General features: G+C 72.5%; 27 protein-coding genes and 1 pseudogene. 14 read left to right on the plus strand and 14 right to left on the minus strand.

The window, feature by feature from the left end:
- From VMI11_06675 to VMI11_06690, 4 genes are all read left to right on the plus strand, one after another.
- A partial coding sequence (locus tag VMI11_06675; protein ID HTY72095.1) for an alpha/beta hydrolase occupies positions 1-834 on the plus strand: 834 nt, incomplete at its 5' end.
- Between the two features lie 3 nt (positions 835-837).
- A complete protein-coding gene (locus tag VMI11_06680; GenBank protein ID HTY72096.1) occupies positions 838-1305 on the plus strand; it encodes a hypothetical protein in 468 nt (155 codons plus the stop codon).
- Positions 1306-1358: 53 nt separating this feature from the next.
- A complete protein-coding gene (locus VMI11_06685) occupies positions 1359-2105 on the plus strand; it encodes a dienelactone hydrolase family protein (protein HTY72097.1) in 747 nt (248 codons plus the stop codon).
- Positions 2105-2386, plus strand: coding sequence for a DUF6295 family protein (locus tag VMI11_06690; protein HTY72098.1), 282 nt, complete (start codon positions 2105-2107; stop codon positions 2384-2386). Before VMI11_06685 ends, VMI11_06690 begins: the two co-directional genes overlap by 1 nt.
- Here VMI11_06690 and VMI11_06695 read toward each other — a convergent pair.
- The 5 genes from VMI11_06695 to VMI11_06715 all read right to left on the minus strand — a co-directional run bounded on the left by VMI11_06695 (position 2373) and on the right by VMI11_06715 (position 7162).
- Positions 2373-3173 carry a maleylpyruvate isomerase N-terminal domain-containing protein gene (locus tag VMI11_06695; GenBank protein ID HTY72099.1) on the minus strand — a complete coding sequence of 267 codons (801 nt, stop codon included), beginning with the start codon at positions 3171-3173 and terminating at the stop codon, positions 2373-2375. The two genes, VMI11_06690 and VMI11_06695, sit on opposite strands and share 14 nt — an antisense overlap.
- 12 nt (positions 3174-3185) lie before the next feature.
- The gene (locus tag VMI11_06700) at positions 3186-3833 is read right to left on the minus strand and encodes a hypothetical protein (GenBank protein ID HTY72100.1); all 648 of its coding nucleotides are present in this window, start codon (positions 3831-3833) and stop codon (positions 3186-3188) included.
- Entirely contained in the window at positions 3830-5101 is a 1272-nt protein-coding gene (locus tag VMI11_06705) for an MFS transporter (GenBank protein HTY72101.1), read from the minus strand. Before VMI11_06705 ends, VMI11_06700 begins: the two co-directional genes overlap by 4 nt.
- Positions 5102-5219: 118 nt before the next feature.
- Positions 5220-6332 carry an o-succinylbenzoate synthase gene (gene menC, locus VMI11_06710; protein ID HTY72102.1) on the minus strand — a complete coding sequence of 371 codons (1113 nt, stop codon included), beginning with the start codon at positions 6330-6332 and terminating at the stop codon, positions 5220-5222.
- Entirely contained in the window at positions 6332-7162 is an 831-nt protein-coding gene (locus VMI11_06715) for a GNAT family N-acetyltransferase (protein ID HTY72103.1), read from the minus strand. Before VMI11_06715 ends, menC begins: the two co-directional genes overlap by 1 nt.
- 35 nt (positions 7163-7197) lie before the next feature.
- Here VMI11_06715 and VMI11_06720 point away from each other — a divergent pair, with 35 nt between their 5' ends.
- A complete protein-coding gene (locus VMI11_06720) occupies positions 7198-7548 on the plus strand; it encodes a DUF202 domain-containing protein (protein HTY72104.1) in 351 nt (116 codons plus the stop codon).
- A gap of 4 nt (positions 7549-7552) precedes the next feature.
- On the opposite strand, the gene VMI11_06725 is transcribed toward VMI11_06720, so the two are convergent.
- On the minus strand, positions 7553-8164 hold the full coding sequence (locus tag VMI11_06725; protein ID HTY72105.1) for a TMEM165/GDT1 family protein: 612 nt from the start codon (positions 8162-8164) through the stop codon (positions 7553-7555).
- Positions 8165-8528: 364 nt separating this feature from the next.
- On the opposite strand from VMI11_06725, the gene VMI11_06730 reads away from it, so the two are divergent.
- The 4 genes and pseudogenes from VMI11_06730 to VMI11_06745 all read left to right on the plus strand — a co-directional run bounded on the left by VMI11_06730 (position 8529) and on the right by VMI11_06745 (position 10364).
- A complete protein-coding gene (locus tag VMI11_06730) occupies positions 8529-9017 on the plus strand; it encodes a carbonic anhydrase (protein HTY72106.1) in 489 nt (162 codons plus the stop codon).
- A gap of 131 nt (positions 9018-9148) precedes the next feature.
- A pseudogene (locus tag VMI11_06735) lies at positions 9149-9433 on the plus strand (winged helix-turn-helix domain-containing protein).
- Entirely contained in the window at positions 9430-9921 is a 492-nt protein-coding gene (locus tag VMI11_06740; protein ID HTY72107.1) for a cysteine dioxygenase family protein, read from the plus strand. Before VMI11_06735 ends, VMI11_06740 begins: the two are co-directional and overlap by 4 nt.
- 5 nt (positions 9922-9926) lie before the next feature.
- The gene (locus VMI11_06745) at positions 9927-10364 is read left to right on the plus strand and encodes a rhodanese-like domain-containing protein (protein ID HTY72108.1); all 438 of its coding nucleotides are present in this window, start codon (positions 9927-9929) and stop codon (positions 10362-10364) included.
- A gap of 21 nt (positions 10365-10385) precedes the next feature.
- On the opposite strand, the gene VMI11_06750 is transcribed toward VMI11_06745, so the two are convergent.
- Both VMI11_06750 and rfbA read right to left on the minus strand, forming a co-directional pair.
- A complete protein-coding gene (locus tag VMI11_06750; protein ID HTY72109.1) occupies positions 10386-10955 on the minus strand; it encodes a dTDP-4-dehydrorhamnose 3,5-epimerase family protein in 570 nt (189 codons plus the stop codon).
- Entirely contained in the window at positions 10952-11821 is an 870-nt protein-coding gene (rfbA, locus tag VMI11_06755; GenBank protein ID HTY72110.1) for a glucose-1-phosphate thymidylyltransferase RfbA, read from the minus strand. The genes VMI11_06750 and rfbA overlap by 4 nt, the downstream gene beginning before the upstream one ends.
- A 118-nt stretch (positions 11822-11939) precedes the next feature.
- Here rfbA and rfbB point away from each other — a divergent pair, with 118 nt between their 5' ends.
- Together rfbB and rfbD are read left to right on the plus strand one after the other, a co-directional pair.
- Positions 11940-12917: a dTDP-glucose 4,6-dehydratase gene (gene rfbB / locus VMI11_06760; GenBank protein HTY72111.1), complete on the plus strand. Its 978-nt coding sequence runs from the start codon at positions 11940-11942 to the stop codon at positions 12915-12917.
- Positions 12914-13792 (plus strand): dTDP-4-dehydrorhamnose reductase, encoded by an 879-nt coding sequence (gene rfbD, locus VMI11_06765; GenBank protein HTY72112.1) that lies wholly within the window; start codon positions 12914-12916, stop codon positions 13790-13792. Before rfbB ends, rfbD begins: the two co-directional genes overlap by 4 nt.
- A gap of 31 nt (positions 13793-13823) precedes the next feature.
- Here rfbD and VMI11_06770 read toward each other — a convergent pair whose 3' ends face one another.
- Positions 13824-14393 carry an NYN domain-containing protein gene (locus VMI11_06770; GenBank protein HTY72113.1) on the minus strand — a complete coding sequence of 190 codons (570 nt, stop codon included), beginning with the start codon at positions 14391-14393 and terminating at the stop codon, positions 13824-13826.
- 23 nt (positions 14394-14416) lie between these two features.
- Between VMI11_06770 and VMI11_06775 the strand changes: the two genes are divergently transcribed.
- On the plus strand, positions 14417-14596 hold the full coding sequence (locus VMI11_06775; protein HTY72114.1) for a DUF5302 domain-containing protein: 180 nt from the start codon (positions 14417-14419) through the stop codon (positions 14594-14596).
- Between the two features lie 8 nt (positions 14597-14604).
- On the opposite strand, the gene VMI11_06780 is transcribed toward VMI11_06775, so the two are convergent.
- On the minus strand, positions 14605-15237 hold the full coding sequence (locus tag VMI11_06780) for a hypothetical protein (protein HTY72115.1): 633 nt from the start codon (positions 15235-15237) through the stop codon (positions 14605-14607).
- A gap of 112 nt (positions 15238-15349) precedes the next feature.
- Entirely contained in the window at positions 15350-17068 is a 1719-nt protein-coding gene (locus tag VMI11_06785) for a DUF4012 domain-containing protein (protein HTY72116.1), read from the minus strand.
- Positions 17069-17209: 141 nt separating this feature from the next.
- On the opposite strand from VMI11_06785, the gene VMI11_06790 reads away from it, so the two are divergent.
- Positions 17210-18643 carry a polysaccharide biosynthesis tyrosine autokinase gene (locus tag VMI11_06790; protein HTY72117.1) on the plus strand — a complete coding sequence of 478 codons (1434 nt, stop codon included), beginning with the start codon at positions 17210-17212 and terminating at the stop codon, positions 18641-18643.
- On the opposite strand, the gene VMI11_06795 is transcribed toward VMI11_06790, so the two are convergent.
- Positions 18640-19233: a low molecular weight phosphatase family protein gene (locus VMI11_06795; GenBank protein HTY72118.1), complete on the minus strand. Its 594-nt coding sequence runs from the start codon at positions 19231-19233 to the stop codon at positions 18640-18642. The two genes, VMI11_06790 and VMI11_06795, sit on opposite strands and share 4 nt — an antisense overlap.
- A gap of 108 nt (positions 19234-19341) precedes the next feature.
- Here VMI11_06795 and VMI11_06800 point away from each other — a divergent pair, with 108 nt between their 5' ends.
- Positions 19342-20796 (plus strand): sugar transferase, encoded by a 1455-nt coding sequence (locus VMI11_06800; protein ID HTY72119.1) that lies wholly within the window; start codon positions 19342-19344, stop codon positions 20794-20796.
- 24 nt (positions 20797-20820) lie between these two features.
- Here the strand turns inward: VMI11_06800 and VMI11_06805 are convergent, their stop codons facing one another.
- Both VMI11_06805 and VMI11_06810 read right to left on the minus strand, forming a co-directional pair.
- The gene (locus tag VMI11_06805; protein HTY72120.1) at positions 20821-21789 is read right to left on the minus strand and encodes a phosphatase PAP2 family protein; all 969 of its coding nucleotides are present in this window, start codon (positions 21787-21789) and stop codon (positions 20821-20823) included.
- 248 nt (positions 21790-22037) lie between these two features.
- Positions 22038-24035, minus strand: a 1998-nt coding sequence (locus VMI11_06810) for a prolyl oligopeptidase family serine peptidase (GenBank protein ID HTY72121.1), incomplete at its 5' end; no start/stop codon positions are given.

A 24035-nucleotide genomic window follows, 5' to 3' on the forward strand; every position in this document is an offset into this window, starting at 1 on the left:
GCCGAGGCCCGTACCGTCCAGGCGAACGGCATCGGCATCCACTACATCGAACAGGGTGGGGGCGACCCCCTCGTGCTCCTGCACGGCGGAGTGGTCTCGACCAACCCGCTGTGGGCCGGCATCCCGATCGCCTATGCCTCGCACATGGCGGCACTCGCCGCACACTTCCGAGTGATCGCGCCGGACACCCGCGGGTGCGGACGCACCCGGCACACCGGGGGACCGATGACCTTCGACGTCCTGGCGGACGACGTCGCGGCACTTATCGATGCGCTCGGACTCGAACGTGCAGCCGTTGTCGGCTTCAGCGAGGGTGGGATCACCGCGACCATCCTCGGCATCCGGCACCCGGCGGCGGTGAGCGCGATCGTCAACGACGCGGGCTTCGACGTCTTCGACCCAGCGGCGCCCACCGCAGCGATGATGCGCCAGATCCTCGGCGGCAGCCCCGACGCCACGGAGCCGAACCCTGACGTTGCCGCGCGCCAGTTCGAGGCATCTGAGCAGATGCGCCCGATCTTCGAGCTCATGAAGCGCGATCAGGACTCAGGCCAGGGCGAAGGCCATTGGCGCACCTACCTGCGACTGACCTGGGAAAGGGTGGCCACCTTCCCCGGCTACACGAACTCCGACCTGGCGAGGGTCACGGCACCTACGTTGATCCTCTGCGGGGACCGCGACGAGTTCTGCCCAGTCGAGCAAGCCGTAGCGGCCTACCGGAGCCTCCCGGACGGGGAGCTCGCGATCCTCCCCGGCCACGGCCACTACCTCCCGCCGGCCGCGATCGAGACGACGATCGATTTCCTCGGCCGCCGGGCGAGCTCCGGGATGTGATCGATGGCCACCGTCCACGTCACGCTGTCGAGCCAGCTCGCGCCTCAGGTCGTGCTCGCGGCCGGCCGCGACTTCTCGGCCCGGCGCGCGGACGTCTTCCCGGCGGTCTCCACCGACCACCTCGAGGTCCACAACCTCCATCCGGACTCGGCCGACGTCACCGAGGGCACGCCCACGGGGATCGGCCTCAACTGGGAACGTTGCCGCTACGACTGGGCGACGCCGGGCGTCGTGACGGCCACCGTGGTCGACTCGAACGTGTACGAGCCGAGCAGCAGCCGCTGGGTGCTACGCGTCGAGCCCGACTCCTCAGGCAGCGTGATCGAGATGGTCTGGGTCCGCGAGTTCCGCTCCGGGCCCCGCGGACGAATGTTCGGGACCCTGTTCCGGCTTCTCGGCAAGCGCGTCTTCACCCACTACGCCGAGGAGGTCCTGCGCAACCTCGAATCCCTGGAGATCGCCGGACGGTAGGCGCGTCCGGCGGCGCGGTGGCATCCATGGCCCCCGGGCAATAGAACAGGGCCATGGATATCCCGCTGGAGGCGCGAAGCGTCGAGATCACCGGATCAGGGTCGGACCGCATCGAGGCGTATCTGGCCCGACCCCTGGGGCGGACGGGGTACGGCGGCGTCGTGGTGATCCACCACATGCCGGGCTACGACGCGGCCACCAAGGAGATCACCCGTCGCTTCGCCAGCCTCGGCTACGCCGCCGTCTGCCCCAACCTGTACTCGCGGGAGGCGCCGGGTGCGGAGCCGGACGACGCGGCCGCGACGGTCCGCGCGCTCGGCGGCGTGCCGGACGAGCGTCTCGTGGGTGACGTCGCAGGCGCGGCGGCGTACCTGCGATCCCTCGACGGCGCCGCCGGGCGGGTCGGTGTGATCGGCTACTGCTCGGGGGGCCGACAGGCCTTCCTCGCCGCCTGCAGCCTCGACCTGCAGGCGGCCGTGGACTGCTACGGCGCGTTCGTGGTGGAGCCCGTACGCGACGGCCTGCCGCCGTTCCGCCCGCTGCTGGACCGCGCCGCGGACCTCGCCTGCCCGCTGCTGGGCCTGTTCGGCGCCGAGGACGCCCACCCGGCGCCCGAGCACACGGCGACGCTCGCGGCCGAGCTCGATCGGCTCGGCAAGTCCTACGACTTCCACACCTACGAGGGGGCGGGGCACGGCTTCTTCGCCGTCGACCGGGTGAGCTACCGGCCCGAGGCGGCCGTCGACGGGTGGCGGCGCATCGACAGGTTCTTCCGCACCACCCTCGAGGCGGCTGCCTGATGTGCACCTACCGCACGGAGGTCGTCGACCTCGAGGGCAGCGGGAAGGGACCCGCCGGCTGGTTCCGCTTCACCCGGGCCAGCGTGTACGTCGACCACCCCTACCACGCGCCGGCGGTGCACACGCTGAACATCGACCTGGCCGACCCCGCTCAGGGGCCGTCCGCGCGCATCGCCCTGGAACTGAGCGAAGATGCGGCTCGCATGCTGGTCGCGGCGATCGAGACCGCCCTCGCCGCGGCGCCGGCCGGCCTCGCGGCGAGCCCGGTCAGGGACCGCTGAAGCTCGCCACGAGGTCGGCCAGCTCCAGCCCGTCGAGGTCGACCCACACCGGATCGACTGCCACCGCATGGTCGGTGGCCAGCCGTCCGTAGACGAGCCGGATCAACGCCTCGGCCGGCATCCGCAGCCGGCCCTGGACCTCACCGCTGTCCCAGGCGCGCATGTCGCCGGTCTCCCCCAGGTCGAGCAGCAGGACGCGGTCGGGGTCGGTCGTGTCGACCCGGATCCTGGCCGGCTCGTGCGGGAGCGCGGTCCGGCGGGTGATGGGGCCAAGGTGATCGACCAGCAGCGGCACGGCGTCGCCCGCCAGCCTCGCGCCGGGGTCGAGGGCGACCGCGACGTCCCAGCTGTGCACCGTGTGCTCGAACAGCCGCATCCTCAGCAGCCCCGCATAGTCGGTGTCGCCGTCCCACATGTGCAGGCGCCAGGCCTCTCGGCGCTGCTCTCCCAGGCCGGAGAAGCGGGCCAGCAGCGCCTGGTCGGCCACCAGCGCGTCGCGGACCGCGTCGGCGGGCGGCTTGGCCCCCCATGCCGCCCAGACGGGGCGGATCCGGTCCAGCCCGGGCAGCGGCCGCTCCTCCAGCCCCGCGTCGAGGAACAGGCCGAAGACCTCGGCGCTGGAGCCGAGATGGGACACCACCTGAGCGAGGCACCACTCGCGCGGGTACGCCGGCCGGTCCAGCTCGGCCTCGGCCAGCGGCTCCACGAGCTCACGCAGCCGGGCGTGCGAGGCCGCGAGCACGTCGAGCAGGGCCGTGGTCCGTCTGCTGCTTCCGCTTCCGATCATGACGGATCGAGCCTACGGGGTCGCCTCGCTGCGGTCCTCGATCTCCCAGGCATGGTCCAGGACGTGCCACACCACGCGCCGCACCGCATAGCGCACCGGCCAGAGCTTCTCGCCCGTCGGCGCGCCTGACCGCGCGCTCCTGACAGCCGCCACCAGAGCGGCGTGCAGGACGGGGCGCTCCCGCGACTCGGCCGTGGTCAGGCGCAGCCCCGCCCGGCGGGCGTACGCGGCCTCGGCGTCCCACACGTGGGCGAGGATGGCGTCGCGGTCCCGACCGCCCCCGCGCGGACCCTTGCGCAGCACCGGCGGCGCGGTCCGCCCCACCTCCACCAGGTAGGCCCAAGCCGCCACCATGAGGTCGGCGAGCCCGTTCGCCTCCGCAGCGGTGAGGTCGGCCCTCTCGAGCGCGGCGACGGCGCCGGGCACTCCGAAGTCGGTGCCAGCGTCGCCAGGCAACGTCTCGACGACGTCGAAGGAGCCCGGCGGGTCGAAGGGCAGACCCGCCGCCACGACGACGGGAGCGTAGCGGGGCGCGTACGCCGCCAGCGTCTCGACCGCAGCCTCCGCGGAGCGGGCGCTGCGCGACCACCCCGGCCAGTCCAGGGCGCTGGCGAAGGTGCGCCGCCGACCCACCTCGAGGACCGTGACCACTCCGCTCACGGCGGGCTCGTCTCGACCTCGGACTCCGGTCTGGCCAGCGCGGCCCGGCGGTCCCTGGCGGCTCGGCGCAACCCGGGGACCGCCGCCACCGATCCCGCGAGCATGCCGAGGGCGGCGATCGTCAGACCCTCCGTACCGGTCCAGGGGACCAGCCCGATCGCGCCTCCGCCGACCCAGGCGAGCTGGAGGGCCGTCTCCGAGCGCGCGAAGGCGGAGTTGCGGATGCGTTCGTCGACATCGCGCTGGATCACCGCGTCGAGCCCCAGCTTGGCCAGCGCGGCGAGCAGAGTCCCGGCGAAGGCGACGATCAGGGCGACCGTCTTGGAATAGGTCAGCGCACCCAGGGTGAGCACGATCACGGAGGTGACCAAGCTCGAGGTGACGAGCAGTTCCGGGCGTCGCCGGCCGAGCCGGTTGCCGATGAGGATCCCCGCGGACTGCCCCACGAGCACCGCGAAGGCGAGCAGCGCAAGCCCGCCCTTGGCCGCGTGCCCGTGGCCGGCGCTGAGCCGAAACGCCAGGAAGATGACGAGGAAGCCGGCGAGCGCCCGCAGAGGGAGGGCTCCGCGCAACGCGGCGGGCATCCCCCCGAGGCTGCCCTGGCGCCGCTGCGCCCCGAGGGTCTGCAGCGGCAGCCCGGTGGCCGGCCGCTCCCCCGCATTGGAATCGACCGCCTTGGGCAGCCGGAGGGACAGCACCACGCTGACGGCGTACACGACGGCGGCCACCCGCAGGAGCCCGGTCACGCCGACGAGGGCGTTGATGCCGACACCGACGGGGACGGCGACCCCGGCGCCCACGGCCATCAGCAGGGAGACCCGGGAGTTGGCGGTCAGCAGCGTCACCCCCTCGGGAAGAGCTCGGGGGACCACCGCCGCCTTGGCGATCCCGAAGGCCCTCGAGGAGACCAGGAAGAACAGCGCGAGCGGGTAGAGCTCGACGGTCCCGGTCCTCGTGGCGAGGAACCAGGCGACCGCCACGCGGGCCGCGAGGGTGATCGCCAGTCCCAGCCGGCGACTGTGCAGGCGGTCGAGCAGCGGCCCGATCACCGGGGCCAGGACGGCGAAGGGCGCCATGGTCACGAGCAGATAGAGGCCGACATGGCCACGGGCCTGGCCGAGGGGCACGTCGAAGAAGACCGTGTTGGCAAGGGCAACCGCCACGAAGGCGTCAGCCGCCGCATTGATCGCGCAGAGCTCGACCAGGTCGGCGAGCCCGGATGCCCCAGCACCGCCGGCACGCAGCCGCCCACGCGCCGCCCGGGTCACGCGGAGGGCGCCGCGCGTGCCGGCCCGTGCCCCCCGTCCGATCGACCTGAAGCCACGGACCAGGGCGTTCTCCCGTGTGGGTCCGGCCTCCGGCACACCTCCAGTATCGGCGAGCGGCTCAGGGTGCGAGGTGTTCCTCGCGCCAGTCGACGAGGGCGTCGATCCCGACGGGTTCGACGCCGATGCCCGGTCCGGTCGGGACGTCGATGCGCCCGTCGTGCAGGACGAACGCCTCGGTGATGTCCCGCGCGTAGTAGCGGTCGGACGCGCTGGTGTCCCCTGGCAGGGTGAACCCGGGCAGGGCCGCGAGCGCGAGGTTGGCGGCCCGACCGATCCCGGTCTCGAGCATGCCCCCGCACCAGACCGGGACCCCGGCCGAGCGGCACAGGTCGTGGATCGCGATCGACTCCAGGTAGCCCCCGACGCGCCCCGGCTTGATGTTGATCACCCCGGCGGCACCGAGGGTGATCGCGGTGTCCGCACCGGCGACCGACACGACGGACTCGTCGAGGCACACCGGGGTGCGCATGAGCTGCGCCAGCCGCGCATGGCCGATCAGGTCGTCCTCGGGCAGGGGCTGCTCGACGAGCAGGAGGTCATAGGCGTCGAGCTGCGCGAGGTGAGGAAGGTCGTCGCGCCGGTAGGCGGCGTTCGCGTCGACCTGGAGCGGCATCGCGGGCCAGCGCTCCCGGACCCGGGCCACGGGGTCCAGGTCCCACCCCGGTTGGATCTTCAGCTTGATCCGGCGGTAGCCCGCGTCGACGTACTCCCCGACCTCGGCGAGCAGCGAGCCCATCGGGTCCGCCTCGTCCTCGGTGGGGATCCCCACCGACACCCCGCAGTCCACGCGGTCCCGGACGGCCCCCAGGTAGGCGGCGAGCGGGCGGCCCTCCTCGCGCAGCTGCGCGTCCAGGACGGCCGTCTCGACAGCGGCCTTGGACATCGGGTGGCCACGCACCGGGCCCATGGCAGCCTTGGCGGCGACGGCGTCGGTCACCGTCCAGACGCGCGGCAGGAGGTGGTCGCGGATCAACGGCACGCACGCGTCGACGTACTCGGAGGAGTACCCGGGCCAGGTCGGGGCCACGCACTCACCCCAGCCGTCGACACCGCCCTCGGTACGGACCCGAACGAGCAGGGCGTCGCGATCGAGCTCGAGGTCGAAGGAGGTGCGGAACGGCCGCACCAGCGGCAGGCGAACCCGCAGCAGCTCCACGGCGGCGATGCGCATCACGGCACCGGGCCCAGGACGTAGTGGCCCTCGCTGGTGACGCCGGCGATCGGGCGGCCGGCCCCAAGGGCGGGCTCGAGCACCGCACGCACGGCGAGGCGCCAGCGCAGCCCGAGATCGGCGTCGAGCGCACGCAGCGCGGTGATGTCAGGGGGGACGGGCACGAGCAGCACCTCCTCATCGGACCAAGCTTCCTCGTTCACCTGGGGCAGGCCGTGGCGGATGTAGAGCGCGTCCACCGCGCCTGACTCCCGCAGCTCCTCGACCGAGAGCGGGGCCAGCAGCCCGGCTGCCGCCTCCGCCGCTCGCTGCGAGGAGAGCTGCCAGCACACGAGAAGCCGGTCGGTACGGTCGCCGGAGTTGAGCGCGTCCGGCATGGCCCCGTAGAAGTCGGGGAGGTATGCCGTCACGTCCGCGCCGAGCCGGACCAGGTTGAACCGAGCGTTGCGGCGTACCAGCGGGTCGTAGGTCCAGCGGATCTCCTCGATGTCGCCGGCGAGGCACCACTCCCGCTGGTGCTGCTTCAGCGCCGACCCGACGTGCAGGTCGCGTGCCTCCGGGGAGACCGCCGCCATGTGCGAGTGCAGATACGTCACCCACTCGCCGCTCTGCTCGTCGCGGTGCCGGCCGAGCAGGGCCACCGTCGCGCCGACGAGCTGGTCGGCGCCGTCGTAGGCCGCCCCGACGTGACCACCGGAGAAGTCGATGGCCCGGATCAGGTTCGAGGTGACCTGGGTCCCCTCCTCGGGGCTGGGCCACACCGCGTCGCAGAGTGCACGCACCGCGTCGAGCTCCTCGAGCTCGTGGACCGTCCGGACCGTGACCTGCACGCCGCGGAGTCTCGCACACCGCTAGTTTCGGTCTCGTGGCTCGACGCTGGCACAGCGAGGGGAGCGATCCCGACTACCGGTTCTCCCTCGCCAACGAACGCACCTTCCTCGCCTGGGTCCGCACCGCGCTGGCCCTGCTCGCCGGCGCGGTCGGCATCGTCCAGCTCGCGACGAACCTCGGCCCGGACTGGGTACGGCGCACCGTGGGCGGCGTGCTGGCCGCGACCGGCATCGTGGTCGCCGGGCTCGCGTACTGGCACTGGAAGGCCAACGAGCGGGCGATGCGGACCGGCGCGCCCCTGCCGTACACGCCGGTGCTGGCGCTGCTCGGCGTGGTCCTGACCGGCGTCGCGGTGACGGTGCTGCTGCTGGTGGTCTTCGGCTGAGTGCCTACCCGCGGACCAGCTCCACGACCGTGAGCGCGGACAGGAGCGCCAAGACGATGCCGGCGACACGACGCACGAGGGCCACATCGACGGCGCGGACCAGCCCACGACCGGCCCAGATCGCGACCGCGGCGATCCCGGACAGCGCGGCGAAGGCGCCCAACCACACGGCGGCGCGGTCGTCGTAGCGGGCTGCGAAGTTCGCCGTCGTGATCTGGGTGATGTCGCCGAACTCGCCGACGAAGATCACCCCGAAGGACGCCAGGAAGGCCGTGCGCGCCAGCTTCAGCCTCCCCCCCGCTTCTGCGACCGCCTCCTCTGCCGACTCCTCGGCCTCGGCCTCGGTCTCGTCCTCCGACCCGAGGAGCAGGTACGCCGACCCGGCCGCGAAGAGCACCGCGACGACGAGGAGGACCAGCCGGTGCGGCAGGAGGGTGACCAATCGTCCGGCGATCACCGCGATCGTGACGTGGACGGCGAAGGCCGCGGCGACCCCGAGCCAGACCCACAGCGGCCGGAACCTGGTCCCGAGCACGAGGGAGGCGAAGAGGCTCTTGTCCGGCAGCTCCGCCATCAGGGTCACCCCGAAGACGGTGAGGAGCACGCCCAGGTCCACCGGGCTCACCCTACGGAGGGGTTCGCCTCGACCGCCCGGTCGACATCGAGCAGCGGTGCGCCGTGCTTGACAGCGCAACCATCCGCCAGGGACCGTAGGCCCATGACCCGCGCAGGAGAGCTCCTGGTGGCGCGCGTGCACGTGGACCTGGTCCGGCACGCCAGCGCCCGCTGTCGCCTGGTCTGATCGCCCTCGCCGCAGCCGGCTGACCTGACGCCGGCCCTGATGTCGAGGCGCGCCTGCCCGCGCCGGCACGCGTCCGCGTGCCCGGCGCTGTGTGGCGCCGACCGCTGAGCGGGCGCTCATCGCGCCGTCCCGGGTCGGACGCAGCATCCCCGTCCAACGATGGAAACAGGAGATCCCCATGTCCGTGACCGACGAGTACCTCGAGAACAACCGTCGCTACGCCGAGACCTTCAGCGGACCACTGCCGCTCCCGCCCTCCCGGCAGGTTGCGGTCGTGGCGTGCATGGACGCGCGGTTGGACGTGTACCGGATCCTCGGACTGGCCGAGGGCGAGGCGCACGTCATCCGCAACGCCGGCGGAGTCGTGACCGACGACGAGATCCGCTCGCTCGCGATCAGCCAGCGCCTGCTCGGCACCAACGAGATCATCCTCATCCACCACACCGACTGCGGGATGCTCACCTTCACCGACGACGGCTTCCGAGCCACGATCCAGGAGGAGACGGGCATCAAGCCTCCGTGGGCCGCGGAGGCGTTCGCCGACCTGCAGACCGACGTCCGCCAGTCGATCGCCCGCATCAAGGCGAGTCCCTTCATCCCCCTCACCGACTCGGTCCGCGGCTTCGTCTTCGACGTCGCGACCGGTCGCCTCGACGAAGTCCTCTGACGCCGGGTGGCCCGCCGCGGCCACCCCCAACCCCGGGAAGGTTGTTCTCGATGACCTCCGCACACACCGCGGACCGCTCCGCCGATCCCGTCCACGCGGAGCAGCGCTCCGCGGTGGTGGCCATCAAGGCCGATCAGCGCCTCGCCTACGTCGATGGTCAGCCGCTCGAGCTGACCTACCTGGAGTACGAGTTGCTCGCCCATCTGGTTGCCCACCCGCTGCGCGTGCACTCCCGCGCCCAGCTCCTCCGCCTGGTCTGGGGCTGGTCCACGCCGCTGCCCTCGCGGACCGTCGATACCCACATCGCCCGGCTTCGCACCAAGCTCGGGCCGCTGCGTTCCAGCATCGAGACCGTGCACCGCGTCGGGTACCGCTACCGCCCCGCCGCCCTGGCGCGGACGGGGAGCGCGGCATGAGCATCCTCGAGACGGCGCCGCTGGCCGCGATCGCGCCCTTCGCCAAGCCGCCACAGGCGGCCCGGGCGCTGGCCGGTGAGCCGAGGCTGTGGGAGCCCCTCGTCCGCTTCGACCCCACCACTCGCGTCCACGAGCGCCTGCTCGTCGCTCCCGGCTGGGAGGCGTGGGTGCTCACGTGGCTGCCCGGGCAGGGAACCGCCATCCACGACCACGGCGGGTCGGCGGGCGCGTTCGTCGTCGTGAGAGGCGCGCTGACGGAGGAGACGTACGGGTTCCGCCGGGCCGACGACCCGCCCGTGCGACGGCTCGACGTCGGCCGGCTGCGAACGTTCTCCGCCCGTCACGTCCACCGCGTGACCAACACCGGGACCGAGCCCGCGGTGAGTGTGCACGTGTACTCACCGGCCATCGCGACGATGACGACCTACTCGGTGGTCGGGACCTCCCTCGCGACCCTGGGGATCGAGCGGGCGGGGGTGGACTGGTGAGCACGATGACGTCGGCGCGCTCGATCGAGGCCGTGCTTGCCCAGGCACGGAGCAGGCTGGTGCGCCTGGAACCGGCTGCGGCGGCCGAGGCGTTGGCCGAGGGCGCGGTGCTGGTCGACATCCGCCCGGTCGCGCAGCGCGAGTGCCACGGCGAGGTCCCGGGCGCCTTGATCGTGGAGCGCAACGTCCTGGAGTGGCGCTTCGACCCGACGAGCGACGCGCGGCTGCCGGTCGCGGCCTACGACCTGCACGTGGTGATCCTCTGCCAGGAGGGTTACACCTCCTCGTTGGCCGCTGCGGCGTTGCAGGACCTCGGGATCCGCCGGGCCACGGACGTGGCGGGCGGGTTCTCGGCGTGGCGTCGCGCGGGCCTCCCGACCATCCCCGGCGGCAGCCTCGCCTCCTTCCCTGCGGAGCAGCGCTCCGCCGACTCCCTGGCCTGAGCCGAGCGAGTCTCGGCCGGTTCAGATCCTCGGCAGGCGGCCCGCCGCGCGAGCCTCGGCCAACGTGGGCGCCTCGGCGTCACGTGGCGACAGCACGTACGGGGCGGCCTCGGCGGGCCACGGCAGCGCGAGCTCGGCGTCAAAGGGCGTGATGGCGAACTCGTGCTCGGGCGAGTACGGCGAGGAGCACAGGTAGGCCACCGTCGCGGTCCCGGTCAGGGCCAGGAACGCGTGGCCGAGGCCCGCCGGAAGGTAAGCCGCGTTGCGCAGCTGGTCGTCCAGGCGCAGCGCGTCATGGGTGCCGAAGGCATCGGAGCCGAGGCGCAGGTCGACGACCACGTCGAGCACGGCGCCCGCCGTACAGGTCACGTACTTTGCCTGGCCCCCAGGCACGACCGAGTAGTGCAGTCCCCGCAGCGTCCCCCGTCGTGACAGCGACACGTTCATCTGGGCGAGGGGGAAGGCGCCGCCCACGGCCTCGGCGAACGGCACGCCGGCGTAGACCTCCGCGAAGCTGCCCCGCTCGTCGGCGCGGACCGTCGGGGTGAACTCCCACGCGCCCGCGACCGCCAAGGGTCGGGCCGCGCTCACCGGCCCTCCTCCAGCAGGCCGAGCAGGTAGGTGCCGTAGCCGCTTGGTCGCAGCGGCAGGGCGAGCTCCCTCAGGGCGTCGTCGTCGATCCACCCGTTGCGCCACGCCACCTCTTCCACACAGCCGACCTTGAGCCCCTGCCGGTCCTCGAGGGTCCGGACGAAGCTCCCGGCGTCGTGCAGCGAGTCGAAGGTGCCGGTGTCCAGCCAGGCGGTACCACGGGGAAGCACCGTGACAGCCAGCCGTCCCTCGCGCCGATAGCGCTCATTCACGTCGGTGATCTCGAGTTCCCCTCGAGCCGAGGGCGTGATCGTGCGCGCGATGTCCACGACGTCCGCGGCGTAGAAGTACAGGCCGGGCACGGCGTAGGAGCTGCGCGGACGCGCCGGCTTCTCCTCGATGGACAGCACGCGGCCATCGGGGTCGAACTCGACGACGCCGTACGAGGAGGGGTCGGCGACCCGGTAGGCGAAGACGTGCCCGCCCGGCGGGTCGGTGAGCTGGGCGAGGCTGGTCCCGAGACCCGGGCCGTGGAAGACGTTGTCACCGAGGACGAGCGCGGCGGCTGCCCCGTCGAGGAAGTCCGCGGCGATGAGGAACGCCTGGGCGAGCCCGTCGGGGCGCTCCTGCACGGCGTACTCGAGGCGCATGCCCAGCTCCGACCCGTCCCCGAGAAGTCGCCTGAACGCGGCCGCGTCGTCGGCGGTGGTGATCACCACGACCTCGCGGATGCCGGCCGCCATGAGCGTCGAGAGGGGGTAGTGGACCATCGGCTTGTCGTAGACCGGCAGGAGCTGCTTGCTGACCCCTCGCGTCAGCGGCGACAGCCGGCTCCCGGTCCCGCCGGCGAGGACGATGCCTCTCACAGCCGGCCACGCCGCATGCTCACCCGAGGCAGGCTAGTGCCAGGTGCCGCCGTCGCCCCGGACCACGAGCGTGCGTCGACCCGAGCCGATTCATGCCCGTCTCAGTAGGCTGGCCGCCGTGCGGATCTTCGTGACGGGGGGAGCGGGCTTCATCGGCTCCCACTACGTCCGCACGATGCTCGGCGGCGGCTACCCCGGCTGGGAGGACGCCGAGGTGACCGTCTACGACGCGCTGACCTACGCAGGGAACCGCGCCAACCTCGCGTCCGTCGCCGACCATCCGCGGTTTCGCTTCGTGCGCGGTGACGTCTGCGACGTCGCGGCACTCGACGCGACGATTCCCGGCCACCAGGTCGTGGTGAACTTCGCTGCCGAGACCCATGTCGACCGCAGCATCGACGGGCCGGCCGCCTTCGTCCTGACCAACGTGGTCGGGACGCAGACGCTGCTGGACGCCTGCTTGCGTCACGGGGTGGAGCGGGTCGTGCACGTCGGGACCGACGAGGTCTACGGATCGATCGACGTCGGCGCGTGGACCGAGGAGGCACCCCTCCTGCCCAACTCGCCGTACGCCGCGTCGAAGGCCGGTGCCGAGCTCATGGTCCGCGCCTACCACCGGACGTACGGCCTCAACGTGTCGAGCACGCGCTGCTCCAACAACTACGGCCCGTACCAGTTCCCCGAGAAGCTCATCCCCCTGTTCGTCACCAGGCTGCTCGAGCACCGGACGGTGCCGCTGTACGGCGACGGCGGCAACGTCCGTGACTGGCTGCACGTCGACGACCACTGCCAGGGCGTCCAGCTCGTGGTGGAGCACGGGGTCGCGGGAGCGGCGTACAACATCGGCGGAGGCGAGGAGCTGTCCAACAAGGCGCTCACCCAGCGGATCCTCGACGCGATGGGCGCGGGGTGGGACCAGGTCGAGTACGTCGCGGACCGCCCGGGGCACGACCGCCGCTACGCACTCGACGACGCACGTGTGCGCGCCCTCGGCTACCGCCCGCGGCACACCTTCGCCGACGGGCTGGCCGAGACCATCGAGTGGTACCGCACGAACCAGGCATGGTGGCGCCCGCTGCTGGTGGGGGCACCGTGAGGGGCGCCCGCTGGCTGGTGACCGGGGCGGGTGGCCAGGTCGGCAACGAGCTCGTCGGGCTGCTGCGGTCGCGCTCGATCGTGGTCATCGCCTTGGGCCACGCCGACCTCGACGTCACGGACGAGCGCGCGGTGCGAGCGGTCGTCCACACCTACCGGCCCGATGTCGTCGTCAACGCGGCGGGCTACACCGACGTGGACCGGGCCGAGAGCGAGCCCGAGCTGGCCCACGCGGTGAACACCGTGGCGCCGGGGCTGCTCGCGGCGGCTGCCGCCGAGGAGGGCGGACGGCTGCTGCACATCTCCACCGACTACGTCTTCTCGGGGCGCGACGCCGCCGGCAGGCCCTACGACGAGGACGATCCGACGGACCCGATCAGCGTCTACGGGCGGACCAAGCGCGACGGCGAGCTCGAAGTCCTCGGAGCGGACCCGGAGTCGTGGGTCGTGCGTACCTCCTGGGTCTACAGCCCTCGCGGCAAGGGCTTCATCCAGGCGATCCGGCGCGCCCTCGACCTGCGTCCCACCGTTGACGTCGTCGACGACCAGATCGGGACGCCCACCTGGACCAGGGACCTCGCGACCTCGATCCTCGAGCTGGTCCAGAAGAACGGGCCTTCCGGCATCCACCACGTCACGGCCGGCGGCCACACCACCCGCTTCGGCCAGGCGCGAGCGATCGCGGCGCTCCTCGGGGCGGACCCCGCCAGGATCCGACCAGTGACCACCGCCGACCAGCCGCGACCGGCGGCTCGCCCGACCTGGTCCGTCCTGGGCCACCGTCGCTGGCTGGAGGCCGGCCTCACGCCGCTGCCGGCCTGGGACGTGGCGCTCGCGGGCGCCATGACCGACCCGGACTTCCCGGTCATCTGGTGAGGAGTGGTGACGGAAGCCCGCACCTCCGGGGTCAGAGGTAGGCGAGCGGGTCGAACTCCTCCAGCGGGATGATGCGGACGCGCGGGAGCGCGGTGTTGAAGCAGCGGACGTCGGTCTCGAGGTCGTAGACGCGAAGGCCCTGCTCGGCCAGCTCGGTGAAACCCGCGTTGACGAACTCGCGGAAGCCGATGAGCCCGACCCGGCGGCCGGTGCCGAGGAGCCGGCGGATCTCGGGCAGGAAGTCGCCGTCGTGGCTGAGCAGGAGGACGTCGCCGGGACGATCCTCGAGCGCGCCCAGCAACCGTTGGATGCCGATGTCGACGACCTTCTCCCCCGCCGCTCCGGACAGCGGGATCGGCCGGTAGTCCATGGCGAGCAGCGCTTGCACGAACGGCATGGGCAAGGTGCCCGCGCTCGCGTTCAGGAAGAACAGCCCCTTGACCGGCTGGTCCCACAGGGCCTCCGCGAACTCGCGCACCCGCTCCCAGCGCGGCCGCTCCTCCGGGTTGGGGCGTCGCCCCAGGACGCTGTTGCCGAGGGTGGCGTCGATGTTCTCGCCGTCGACGACGAGATAGGTGCTCACGCCCTCAGGATCGGCCATGACGGGAGGCTAGCCTTTGGGTCATGAGCGATGCAGCGAAGAAGCCGGCCGCTGATGACGAGACCCGACGCCGCTACCGCGAGGCGCTGGACCGCAAGAAGGCCGCGGAGCATGCCAGCGCCGACCACGAGGACAACAAGGGCCTAGGCCCGTCGCACAACCAGAGCGTGGGACGCCGGGAGTTCCGTCGCAAGTCCGGCTGAGCGCGGGCTCAGGCGTGCGCCACGCCGGCCCGCCGACGCCGGTTGACTGCGAGTACGAGCGCGGACCCGAGCGCCACCAGCCCGGCGCCCCAGACGAGAGCGGTGTGCGCCCCGCCGTCACCACCCGTGTGCGGCATCACGCCCGCCCCGGTGACGGTGATGTCGACCTCGACGGTGGTCGGGTCGGCGAAGACCCGAGACAGCCCCCGGGCGTGCAGGCCGCCCACCCCGAGGGCCGAGCTGCTGCCCAGGGTGCCGGTGAAGTAGAACGCGTAGTGGCCGGGGTCAGTGAGCGCGAAGGGACCGCCCACCACCGCCCCGTTCCCGTCGGCGACGAGGCTGCCGACGTGGGTCCGGCCGGCCTGCGGCGGGTCGACGTCCAGGGAGATGTCCGTCGCCGGCACGAAGCCGCAGACCTCGATCCGGAAGAAGGCGCCCTCGCTCACGGTATGGGCTCGCGAGCCCGAGCAGGAGACGAGCAGGGCGCCCTTGTCCTGGCCCCCGTAGATGACGCCGTGGGACACCACGCGCTGGTGCTCCGGCGCGCTCGGCGGGTACGTGCCGGCCCCGGCGGGCCCAGCCAGCGCCAGACCTGCCGCGACCACCGCGAGAGCGGCCACGAGGACACGTCGCAGCGCCATCCGGCTGCCTCCTTCAACCCCGGGGCTCGAGACTCCTGAGCCTTTGCAGTGAGCTGGTTATCGGCAGGCCGGGGCCGGGACCGTAGCGCGGAGAGCGCACCCGCGCCCGCGGTCAGGAGCAGGTCGGTACGCTCACCGAGGTCGTCGCCGGGCGTACCAGCGGCTGGACGACCAGTCGAGCGGTGGCGGACGTCGCCGGCTCGAGCATCGAGACGACCACCGTGTGCGTGACCCGAGGCTGCAGAGTCAGCGTGGTGAGCACGACCGGGTGCCCGGCCTCACGACCCAGGCCGAACGCGGCGGCATGACCGTCGACGAGCACCTGCTGGACCAGTGCGTCGGGGCTCAGCCAGAAGCCCGCCGTCACCTTGTCGTCGTTTCGCTCCGCGGCCGTGGCCGCATGGGCCCCCAGCACCCCGACCACGTAGTCGGGCAGCGAGGCGTCGGGTGCGACGGTGTTGGTCAGGTCGAGCTCGATCCGCGTCGGACGCATGCCCCCCGAGCGACAGACGCTGCCCCGGTAGCTGATGCGGCGGTCGAGGTAGTAGTCGAGCTTGTTGCCGGCCGCGTTGTTGACCGCTACGAGCGCCGACGGTCCCGGCCCGTCCGGAAGGGTGCCCGCGATCGGCTGGCCCGCGAGCGCCCGCTCCTCGTCGGGGTGGGAGGAGTACACGAGCAGGCGGCGCTGGCCGGCGGCCCAGCCGAGGGCGCGCAGCATGGCGGAGGTGTCTCCTGTCGTCCCGAGGAGGCGCCGCACGACCGCCGCGGACACCGTCGTCAGGTAGGTCTTCCGCGCCGCCGGGTCGGCCGCGAACCGCACGTACGCCGTCTGCATGGTCTGGCGCACGACGGTGTCGGCGCTGATCTGCTCGCCGTCCGGCAGCCGCGCCGGACCGGTGACGCCGAGCAGAGCGGAGAGCACCTCGGGGTCGAGCGCGACGACCCCGTCGAGGCGTCGACCGTGCTGGCGCTGCCAGGCATCGAGCCAGATCTCGGCCCCGAACGGGAAGTTCGCGCTCTCGTTGGAGTTGACCCACAGCGCGGGGTCCGATCCCCAGAGCGCGGTGTAGTCCGCGCCCAGCGAGGCGGGCACGCTCGGCAGGCCGGTCAGGTCGGCGTCGGTGCCGAGGCTCTGCACCGACAGCCTCCCGTGGTCCGTGTCCAGCACGCCGTAGCCGCCGACCAGCCCACCGGTGCCGCGGGCCTCGGCGGGGTTCTGGAACGCCAGGAGGTACTCCCGCGGGCCGGCGGAGCCGAGCATGGGCGGGAGCAGCCGAGCCGCCAGGGCGGCGGCATGCACCGACGCCGCGAGGTCGGCCACCGAGCCCTGCAGGCCGGTCAGACCGCGCCGAACCGGCCCCACGACACCGCGCCCCTGTCCCGACAGCGCCGCCCGCACCTGGGCCAGGGCGCTGTCCGCGTCCGCGAGCGGCGCAGCAGCGGCCGCCAGGGGCGCCAGGTCGATGGTGTCCACCGAGGAACGCAGCCGGTCCGGAGCCGCCTCCTGCGCCGCCTGCAGCACCTCGGGGAGGACGCGGGTCGCCAGGACGTCGACCTGTCGCGCGGAGACCGTGACGGCCCGCACCGTGGGGCCGGTCAGCGGGAGGCGCCCACCGAGCGCCCAGAGCGGTCCGGAGGTCAGGCGGCGGGCCCGGTGAGCCGGTCCGGCGGCCGCGCGTACCTGCTCGGAGGCCACTGCGAAGTCCTGCCGGACCGCCGCCGCCCGCGCCGCGTCGAGATGTCCCTGGGCGTCCTCGAGAGCGCCGCGGGCGAGCAGGGCGGTGACACCCGCCCAGGCCAGTGCCACGACGAGCACGGCGCCGGCGAGCACGAGGACCAGAAGGCCCCCGCGACGCCGGCCGGGCCGCGAGGCGCGGTGCCCACGCGCGGGTGTCCTGCGCACGTCGCTGCGGCGGTGTGCCGCGCTCGAGCGGGTAGCCTTGCCTGCGCACTCGATGAGAGGACGTGCGGGTTGGACCTCCGCGACTACATGCGCCTGATGCGCAAGCGCTGGCGCATCATCAGCGTGTGCGTCCTGCTGGGCATGCTCGGGGCGGCCGCCATCACGGCGCTGTCGCCGAAGGTCTACGCCGCCCATGCCCAACTCTTCGTCTCGGCGAGGGCCACGGCTGAGGACCTGAGCTCGGCTTTTCAGGGCAGCAGCTTCACCCAGCAGCGGGTGAAGTCCTACGCCGACATCGTCAGCACCCCGATCGTCACCAGCCCGGTGATCAAGCAGCTGCACCTGTCCGTGAGCGACGACCAGCTCGCCTCCCAGATCAGCGCGACCAACCCGCTCGACACCGTGCTGCTCAACATCAGTGTCTCCGACCACGACCCGCGCCAGGCGCAACGGATCGCCAACGCCGTCGCCGTCCAGTTCACCCAGGTGGTGAGCCGCCTGGAGACGCCGAGCGGCTCGACCCCGCTGGTCACGGCCACCGTCGTCAAGTACGCGGGCCTGCCGACCGTCCCGGTCTCGCCGCGCCCGAAGATCAACCTCGCCCTCGGCCTGCTCGTCGGGCTGGCCCTCGGCGTGGGAGCCGCGGTCCTGCGCGAGTCCATGGACACCACCGTGAAGACGCCGGAGGAGATGACCGGGCTCACGGGCAGCCCTGTCCTCGGCATCGTCCCTGAGGACAGCGAGGCCCGGGTTCGGCCGCTGATCAGCGCCGACCAGGGCAACCCACGCGCCGAGGCCTACCGCCAGGTGCGGACGAACCTGCAGTTCGTCGACGTCGAGCGCTCGGTCCGCTCCGTCGTGATCACCTCGGCGATCCCCGACGAGGGCAAGTCGACGACGGCCTGCAACCTCGCGATCGCCTTCGCACGCACCGGGGCGCGCGTCCTGCTGGTGGAGGCCGACCTGCGTCGCCCGCGTACGGCGGACTACCTGGGGGTCGAGGGCGCCGTCGGGCTCACCAACGTCCTGCTCGGCCAGGTGTCGGTCGGCGACGTGCTCCAGACATGGGGCAACCTGCCGCTGAAGGTCCTGCCCAGTGGGCCCATCCCGCCCAATCCCTCCGAGCTGCTGGGCTCACGGCCCATGGCCGAGCTCGTCACGCTGCTCGGCGCCCATGCGGACGTGGTGATCCTCGACGCGCCGCCGCTGCTGCCCGTGACCGACGCCGCCGTCCTGTCCACCGTGTGCGACGGCGCGCTGATCGTGGCTCGCTACGGCCACACCCGCCGCGACCAGCTCGAGGCCGCCGCCGACGCGGTCACCAAGGTCGGAGGCAGGGTCGTCGGGGTGCTGCTCAACCGGGTCCCCCGCCGCGGCGGCGGCCAGAACTACGGCTACGAGTACGGCTATGGCTACTACACCGCGACCGACGCGAACCGTCCGCGGATCAACGAGAACGGCGCGCAGACGATCACCGCCGGGGCCAAGCGCCGCGGGCGCTAGCGCGCCGGGTCCTGGCCGACCACGCGGACCAACGCATCGCACGCCACGGAGATCCGGGCGACGACGGCCTGGTGGTCGGCGCGGCCCCCGGTGATCGGGTCGGGCAGGTCGTCGGCGTCCGGCGGCACCCGCGGCAGGGTCCCCCGGAGGGCCGACGCGGTGTCCCGGAGGGCCACCAGGCGTGGGGCGCCCGGATCCGGCAGTGGGGCCGCGGCGGCGAGCTGCCCGTACGCCGCCTCGGCGTGCCGCACGAACTCGAGCAGCGTCCAGGCTCTGGTCACCGCTGGCGGCCAGAGCTGGACCGTCTCCGCCCGCAGCTCGCGCGTGGCGACGAGCACGAGGTCGGCCAGCTGGAGGTGGTCGGGCAGCAGCCGGCGGGCCTCGTGGCCGCCCGCGTCCACCCCGAGGGCGGCCAGCGCCTCGGCGGTCCACGGGTGAACGGGGGCCCCCTGCGGCGCGACGAGGCCGGCGCTGCCCACCTCGATGCCCCCAGGCGCCAGCCGGGGGCGCAGCAGGAGCTCGGCGGCCGGGCTGCGGCAGACGTTGCCGGCACACACCACGAGCAGCCGGAACGGCCCTGGCTCGGCCATCCCCGCATGCTCTCACCCGCGTGCTTCGGGCTTCAGACCGCGGGGGCCGAGGCCGAAGTACTCGGCAGGTCGGCAACCAGGGACCGCCGCCAGTGAGGAGCCTCTCGGATGAGCGTCGACGGGACGCACCGGCGACGTACCGACGTGGCTCCCTCGCCGGTCCGAAGCCGTCGCCGTGACGTCCTCGGCGCCTACCAGGCCCGCTGCCTGGTGATGGACGCGATCGCGGTGCTCGCCGCCGCCGGCGTCGGCGTCGCCGCCCGCTTCCACAGCCTCGGCGTGCACGCCGAGCCGGGGTTCGACCGGGTCACCTACGTCGAGGCCTCGCTGCTGCTCGTGGTGGCGTGGCTGGTGGTGCTCGCGTTCCGGGGCGCCTACGACACCCGGGTCCTCGGAACCGGCAGCGAGGAGCTCAAGCGGGTCGCCAGCGGCACCGCCGTGGCACTGGCCACGATCGCGACGACCTCCTATCTGCTCAAGGCGAGCATCTCCCGTGGCTTCGTGGCCGTCACGATCCCGGTCGGCCTTGCCCTGCTGCTCCTGGGCAGGCGAGTGATGCGGCGGTGGCTGCGGTCGCGTCGCGCCCGCGGCCAGATGCTGCACCGCACCCTGGTCGTGGGGTCGTCGCAGGAGCGCACCGGGCTCGTCGCGACGTTCGACCGCGAACCCCAGGCCGGCTTCACGGTCGCGGCCGTCCTCGACCCCCCCGAGCCGGCTGCCCCGGTAGGCGAGTGGCTGGAGGACCTGGACCGGCTGCTGCACACCGAACGGATCGACGCGGTCACGGTGGCCCGCTCCACGACTCTGCACCCCGAGACCCTGCGCCGGCTCGCCTGGCACCTGGAGGGACCGCGGATCGACCTGATGGTCGCGCCCGACCTGCTCGCGATCTTCGGGCCTCGGCTCGTCTCGCGCGCGGCTCCCGACCTGCCCCTGCTCCACCTCGACGAGCCCCGCCTCTCCGGCCCCCAGCGCTTCCTCAAGTCCGCCGTCGACCGGGTCGCCGCCGCCACCCTGCTGGTGCTGCTGCTCCCCCTGATGCTGCTCATCGCGCTCGCCGTCACGTCGACCAGCCGCGGCCCGGTGTTCTTCGTCCAGGAGCGGATCGGCCGGGGTGGGCGAACCTTCCGGTTCGTGAAGTTCCGCACCATGGTCGAGGGCGCGCACCTGATGCGCCAGGACGTGCTGGGCCAGCCGGACCCTGACATGCCCGACCGCTACCGCACCGACCCCAGGGTCACGCCGGTCGGCCGCTTCCTGCGCCGGTGGTCCCTCGATGAGCTCCCGCAGCTGATCAACGTGCTGAGCGGGTCGATGTCGATCGTGGGGCCGCGGCCCATGCTGTTGGAGGAGGCCCACCTGCTCGACGACGCCGACCAGCGGAGGCACCTCACCAAGCCTGGCCTGACCGGCCTCTGGCAGATCTCCGGGCGCAAGGAGACCAGCTGGCAGGAGCGCATGCAGCTCGACCTGGACTACGTCGAGCGCTGGTCGCCCGCACTCGACCTGGTCATCCTCGCGCGCACCGTCAAGGTGGTGCTCTCCGGAGCAGGGGCCTTCTGAGCGGTCGCCTGCCGGGGGGCCCGGTCAGGCCCGCGGGGGGTCCTGCCCGCGCCCCTCGCGCTGGCGGTCCGGCTCCACCGAGGTGGACAACCCGGCGAGGAACCGGTCGAGCTCACGCTGCCGCGGAGTGCGCAGGTCGACCGGACCGCCTCGACGATTCCACCGATGCGTCCCGCTGACCGTGTCGGCGGCAGCGGCGATGCGCAGGTCGACCAGGGCCTGGCTCTCCCAGGTCCCGAGCATGAGGTAGCGGGAGGGGATGCGCAGGCTCACCAGGTGGCACATCACGACGATGAGGACGCCGGCGATGACGTCGATGACGTAGTGGTTGCCCGTGCCGATCACGACGAAAGCCGTGCCCATCAGGTAGAGCCAGCCCGCGACGGCGGGCCATCGTCTGGGGTACATCCGGGTGAGCTGGATCGCCACCCAGGTCGCCCAGCCCGCGTGCATGGACGGGAAGGCCGCGTACTCGTTGGTCCACGAGGCGGGACCGGGCGCGGACCCCTGGTTGCCCCACCAGCCCCAGCTCGCGTAGTGCTGCATCGTGTCGACGTACTGCCCGTCCCCGAGCAGGCGCGGGGGCGTCGTCGGCAGCGTCCAGTAGAGGGCGAGGGCCACCAAGGTGGCGAGCACCACGCTCGTGCGGGCCGATCCGTAGAGATCGGGTCGCTTCCGCGCGACCAGCACGAGCACGAACGGGGTGACCAGGTAGTGCAGGCTCGCGTACCAGAAGCACAAGGGCACGGCGATCCACGCGCGCGCATCAACCCAGTGGTTGACCTGGGGCTCGATGGCGATGGCCAGCAGCCGTTCGAGGGCCACCAGCTGGTGCGCGAAGTCAGTCGCCCGGTCGAGGTTGTGCATGGCCATGTCGCGGGCCAGGGTGTACAGCCCGTAGAGGCCGCCCATGAGAGCGACCTCGGTGAGAACGAAACGGCGCCGCGCCCGGCGGGCGACCACACCCGCCTGCTGTGGCTGCTGCGCCGCCATGTCCGTCTCCTCGCCCACGTGCACCCCGCTCGAGCCACCCCGGCGCGGTCGACTGGTTCCGGACCACCCCGGGGAGGGCGGACGCCGGTCGCCTGGCTCGAGACTCACAGACTTCTCTCAGACAACGGTACCGGGTCAGGGCGACATTCCTCCGGATCGCCGGGGCCCGACGCTAGCGAGCCAACGAGGCGTCCCGCCACCACGTTCCCTCGCCCGGCTCACCTCCCGTCCGCGTCCTCGACGGGCGATCACCGCCTGCCGAGGCGGTCAAGGACCCAGGCCAGCACCTCGGATTCGTAGGCGAGGTGTCCATATCGTCCGCTCGGCCCCACGTGGGAGCCCACGCCCGTCTCGATGCGGAACAGGCAGCGCGGTGACCACTCCGGGTCGCTCGCCCGCAGGGCGGCCACCCACTTCGCCGGCTCCCAGTACATGACCCGGGCGTCGTGCACGGCGCCCGTGACGAGCAGGTCGGGACGACCTCCCGCGGCGGGCAGGTTGTCGTAGGGGCTGTACGCCAGCAGGACGGCGAAGTCGGCCGGGCGGCGTGGATCGCCCCATTCGTCCCATTCGCCCGGCGTAAGCGGCACCGATGGATCGAGCATCGTGGTCACCACGTCCACGAAGGGCACCTCGGCGACGACCGCCCGCCAGCGGTCGGGCCGCTGGGAGAACACCGCGCCCTGGAGCAGCCCTCCCGCGGAGAGCCCGCGGCTGACGATCCGGTCGGGGTCCACGAGGCCGTCGCCCAGCCGGTCAGCGACGGCGAGATAGTCCTCGAAGGTGTTCTGCTTCTCGGCCAGGCAGCCGTGCAGCCACCAGGACCGCCCGCACTCCCCACCACCGCGCACGTGCGCGACCGCGTAGACGACCCCGCGGTCGAGCAGAGACACCACCGGGTTCTCCCACTCCGGCCACGAGGAGGACTCGTAGGCGCCGTACCCGTAGAGCAGGCACGGCGCGGTCCCGTCGAGATCCACGTCACGCCGACGGCTGATCGTGACGGGCACGCGGACACCGTCGGCCGACGCGACGTCGAGGCGCTCGGAGACATAACGCGACGGGTCGAACCCGGGGACCTCGAGGCGCTTGAGCTCTCGCCGGGCACCGGTGTCCAGGTCGACGGCGTACCAGACGGGTGGTGAGACCCAGGATTCGACGACGACGGTCACCTCGGTCGCATCAGGGTCCTCGTTGCGCCACAGGGCGATGGAGGCGGCCGGGTCGCCGGAGTCGACGTCGAGGGCGGTCTCGGAACCGTCGCGCGGGACGATGCGCAGCACTTGACGGCCCTGGGTGTGCAGGGTCAGCACGACGTGGCCCGAGAAGACGTCCACCGAGGCGAGGCGCTCGAGCGGGTGCTCGCCGACCAGCTCCTCCCACGAATCCCGACCAGGGCTCTCGACCGGCGCGCGGACGAGGCGGAACTCCGTCGCGCCGTCGTTCGTCACGATGAGCAGCACGTCACCGTCCGGGCGGGGCGCGTGCGCGACGGCGTACTCCACGCCCTTGCGCCGGGCCTCGACCAGAACCGGGGCAGAGGTCGGCTCGTCCGCGCTGACGAGGTGGACCTCCGTGGTGTCGCGGCTGCTGGATGCGATGACCACGTACCGACCTGACCGGGAGTTCTCGACCGTGAGCTCGAACTGCTCGTCGTCCTCGGCGAGGACGAGCACGTCTCGTTCCGCTGGGGTGCCGATGCGGTGCCGCCACAGCTGGAAGGGACGGTAGGCCTCGTCGTGAACGGTGTAGAAGAACGTCGAGGAGTCGGCCGACCATGCCGCGCCGTAGTAGCTGCGAGGGATCACCTCGTCCAGGTCGACCCCGCGGTCGACGTCCCGGAAGTGCAGGCGGAAGACCTCGTCGCCCGTGTGGTCGACCGAGTAGGCGAGCAGGCGCCCGTCCGGGCTCGGCTCGACCACCCCGGTAGCGAGGTAGCTCCCGCCGCGCAGAAGATCGTTCTCGTCCAGCACCACCTTGGGCGTGGATTCGTCGGCAGAGCCTGCCTCTCGCCGCAACAACTGCGTGTAGTCCGCCCCCTCGACGGTTCGGGTGGAGTAGACATAGGGTCCCCGGCGCCACCTGACTGACTCGTCAGTCGACAGCAGCCGGTTCCGCATCTCGGAGAAGAGCTCGCCCCGGAGGGAGCGAAGGTGTTCGGTCGCGGTCTCGTAGTAGGTCCGCTCCGCCGCAAGATAGGCGGCGGTGTCCGGTCGGTCACGGTCGGACAGCCAGGCGTAGGGGTC

The organism is Actinomycetes bacterium, from assembly GCA_035506535.1.
In the GTDB taxonomy this organism is placed as follows: domain Bacteria; phylum Actinomycetota; class Actinomycetes; order DATJPE01; family DATJPE01; genus DATJPE01.

Coding starts and splice junctions, on each gene's coding strand:
- menC (HTY72102.1), bottom strand. CDS start 6,332: ATGCGCATCGCCGCCGTGGAGCTGCTGCGGGTTCGCCTGCCGCTGGTG.
- VMI11_06685 (HTY72097.1), top strand. CDS start 1,359: ATGGATATCCCGCTGGAGGCGCGAAGCGTCGAGATCACCGGATCAGGG.
- VMI11_06805 (HTY72120.1), bottom strand. CDS start 21,789: ATGGCGGCGCAGCAGCCACAGCAGGCGGGTGTGGTCGCCCGCCGGGCG.
- VMI11_06695 (HTY72099.1), bottom strand. CDS start 3,173: ATGATCGGAAGCGGAAGCAGCAGACGGACCACGGCCCTGCTCGACGTG.
- VMI11_06775 (HTY72114.1), top strand. CDS start 14,417: ATGAGCGATGCAGCGAAGAAGCCGGCCGCTGATGACGAGACCCGACGC.
- VMI11_06740 (HTY72107.1), top strand. CDS start 9,430: ATGAGCATCCTCGAGACGGCGCCGCTGGCCGCGATCGCGCCCTTCGCC.
- VMI11_06770 (HTY72113.1), bottom strand. CDS start 14,393: ATGGCCGATCCTGAGGGCGTGAGCACCTATCTCGTCGTCGACGGCGAG.
- VMI11_06730 (HTY72106.1), top strand. CDS start 8,529: ATGTCCGTGACCGACGAGTACCTCGAGAACAACCGTCGCTACGCCGAG.
- VMI11_06680 (HTY72096.1), top strand. CDS start 838: ATGGCCACCGTCCACGTCACGCTGTCGAGCCAGCTCGCGCCTCAGGTC.
- VMI11_06745 (HTY72108.1), top strand. CDS start 9,927: ATGACGTCGGCGCGCTCGATCGAGGCCGTGCTTGCCCAGGCACGGAGC.
- VMI11_06800 (HTY72119.1), top strand. CDS start 19,342: ATGAGCGTCGACGGGACGCACCGGCGACGTACCGACGTGGCTCCCTCG.
- VMI11_06780 (HTY72115.1), bottom strand. CDS start 15,237: ATGGCGCTGCGACGTGTCCTCGTGGCCGCTCTCGCGGTGGTCGCGGCA.
- VMI11_06795 (HTY72118.1), bottom strand. CDS start 19,233: ATGGCCGAGCCAGGGCCGTTCCGGCTGCTCGTGGTGTGTGCCGGCAAC.
- VMI11_06690 (HTY72098.1), top strand. CDS start 2,105: ATGTGCACCTACCGCACGGAGGTCGTCGACCTCGAGGGCAGCGGGAAG.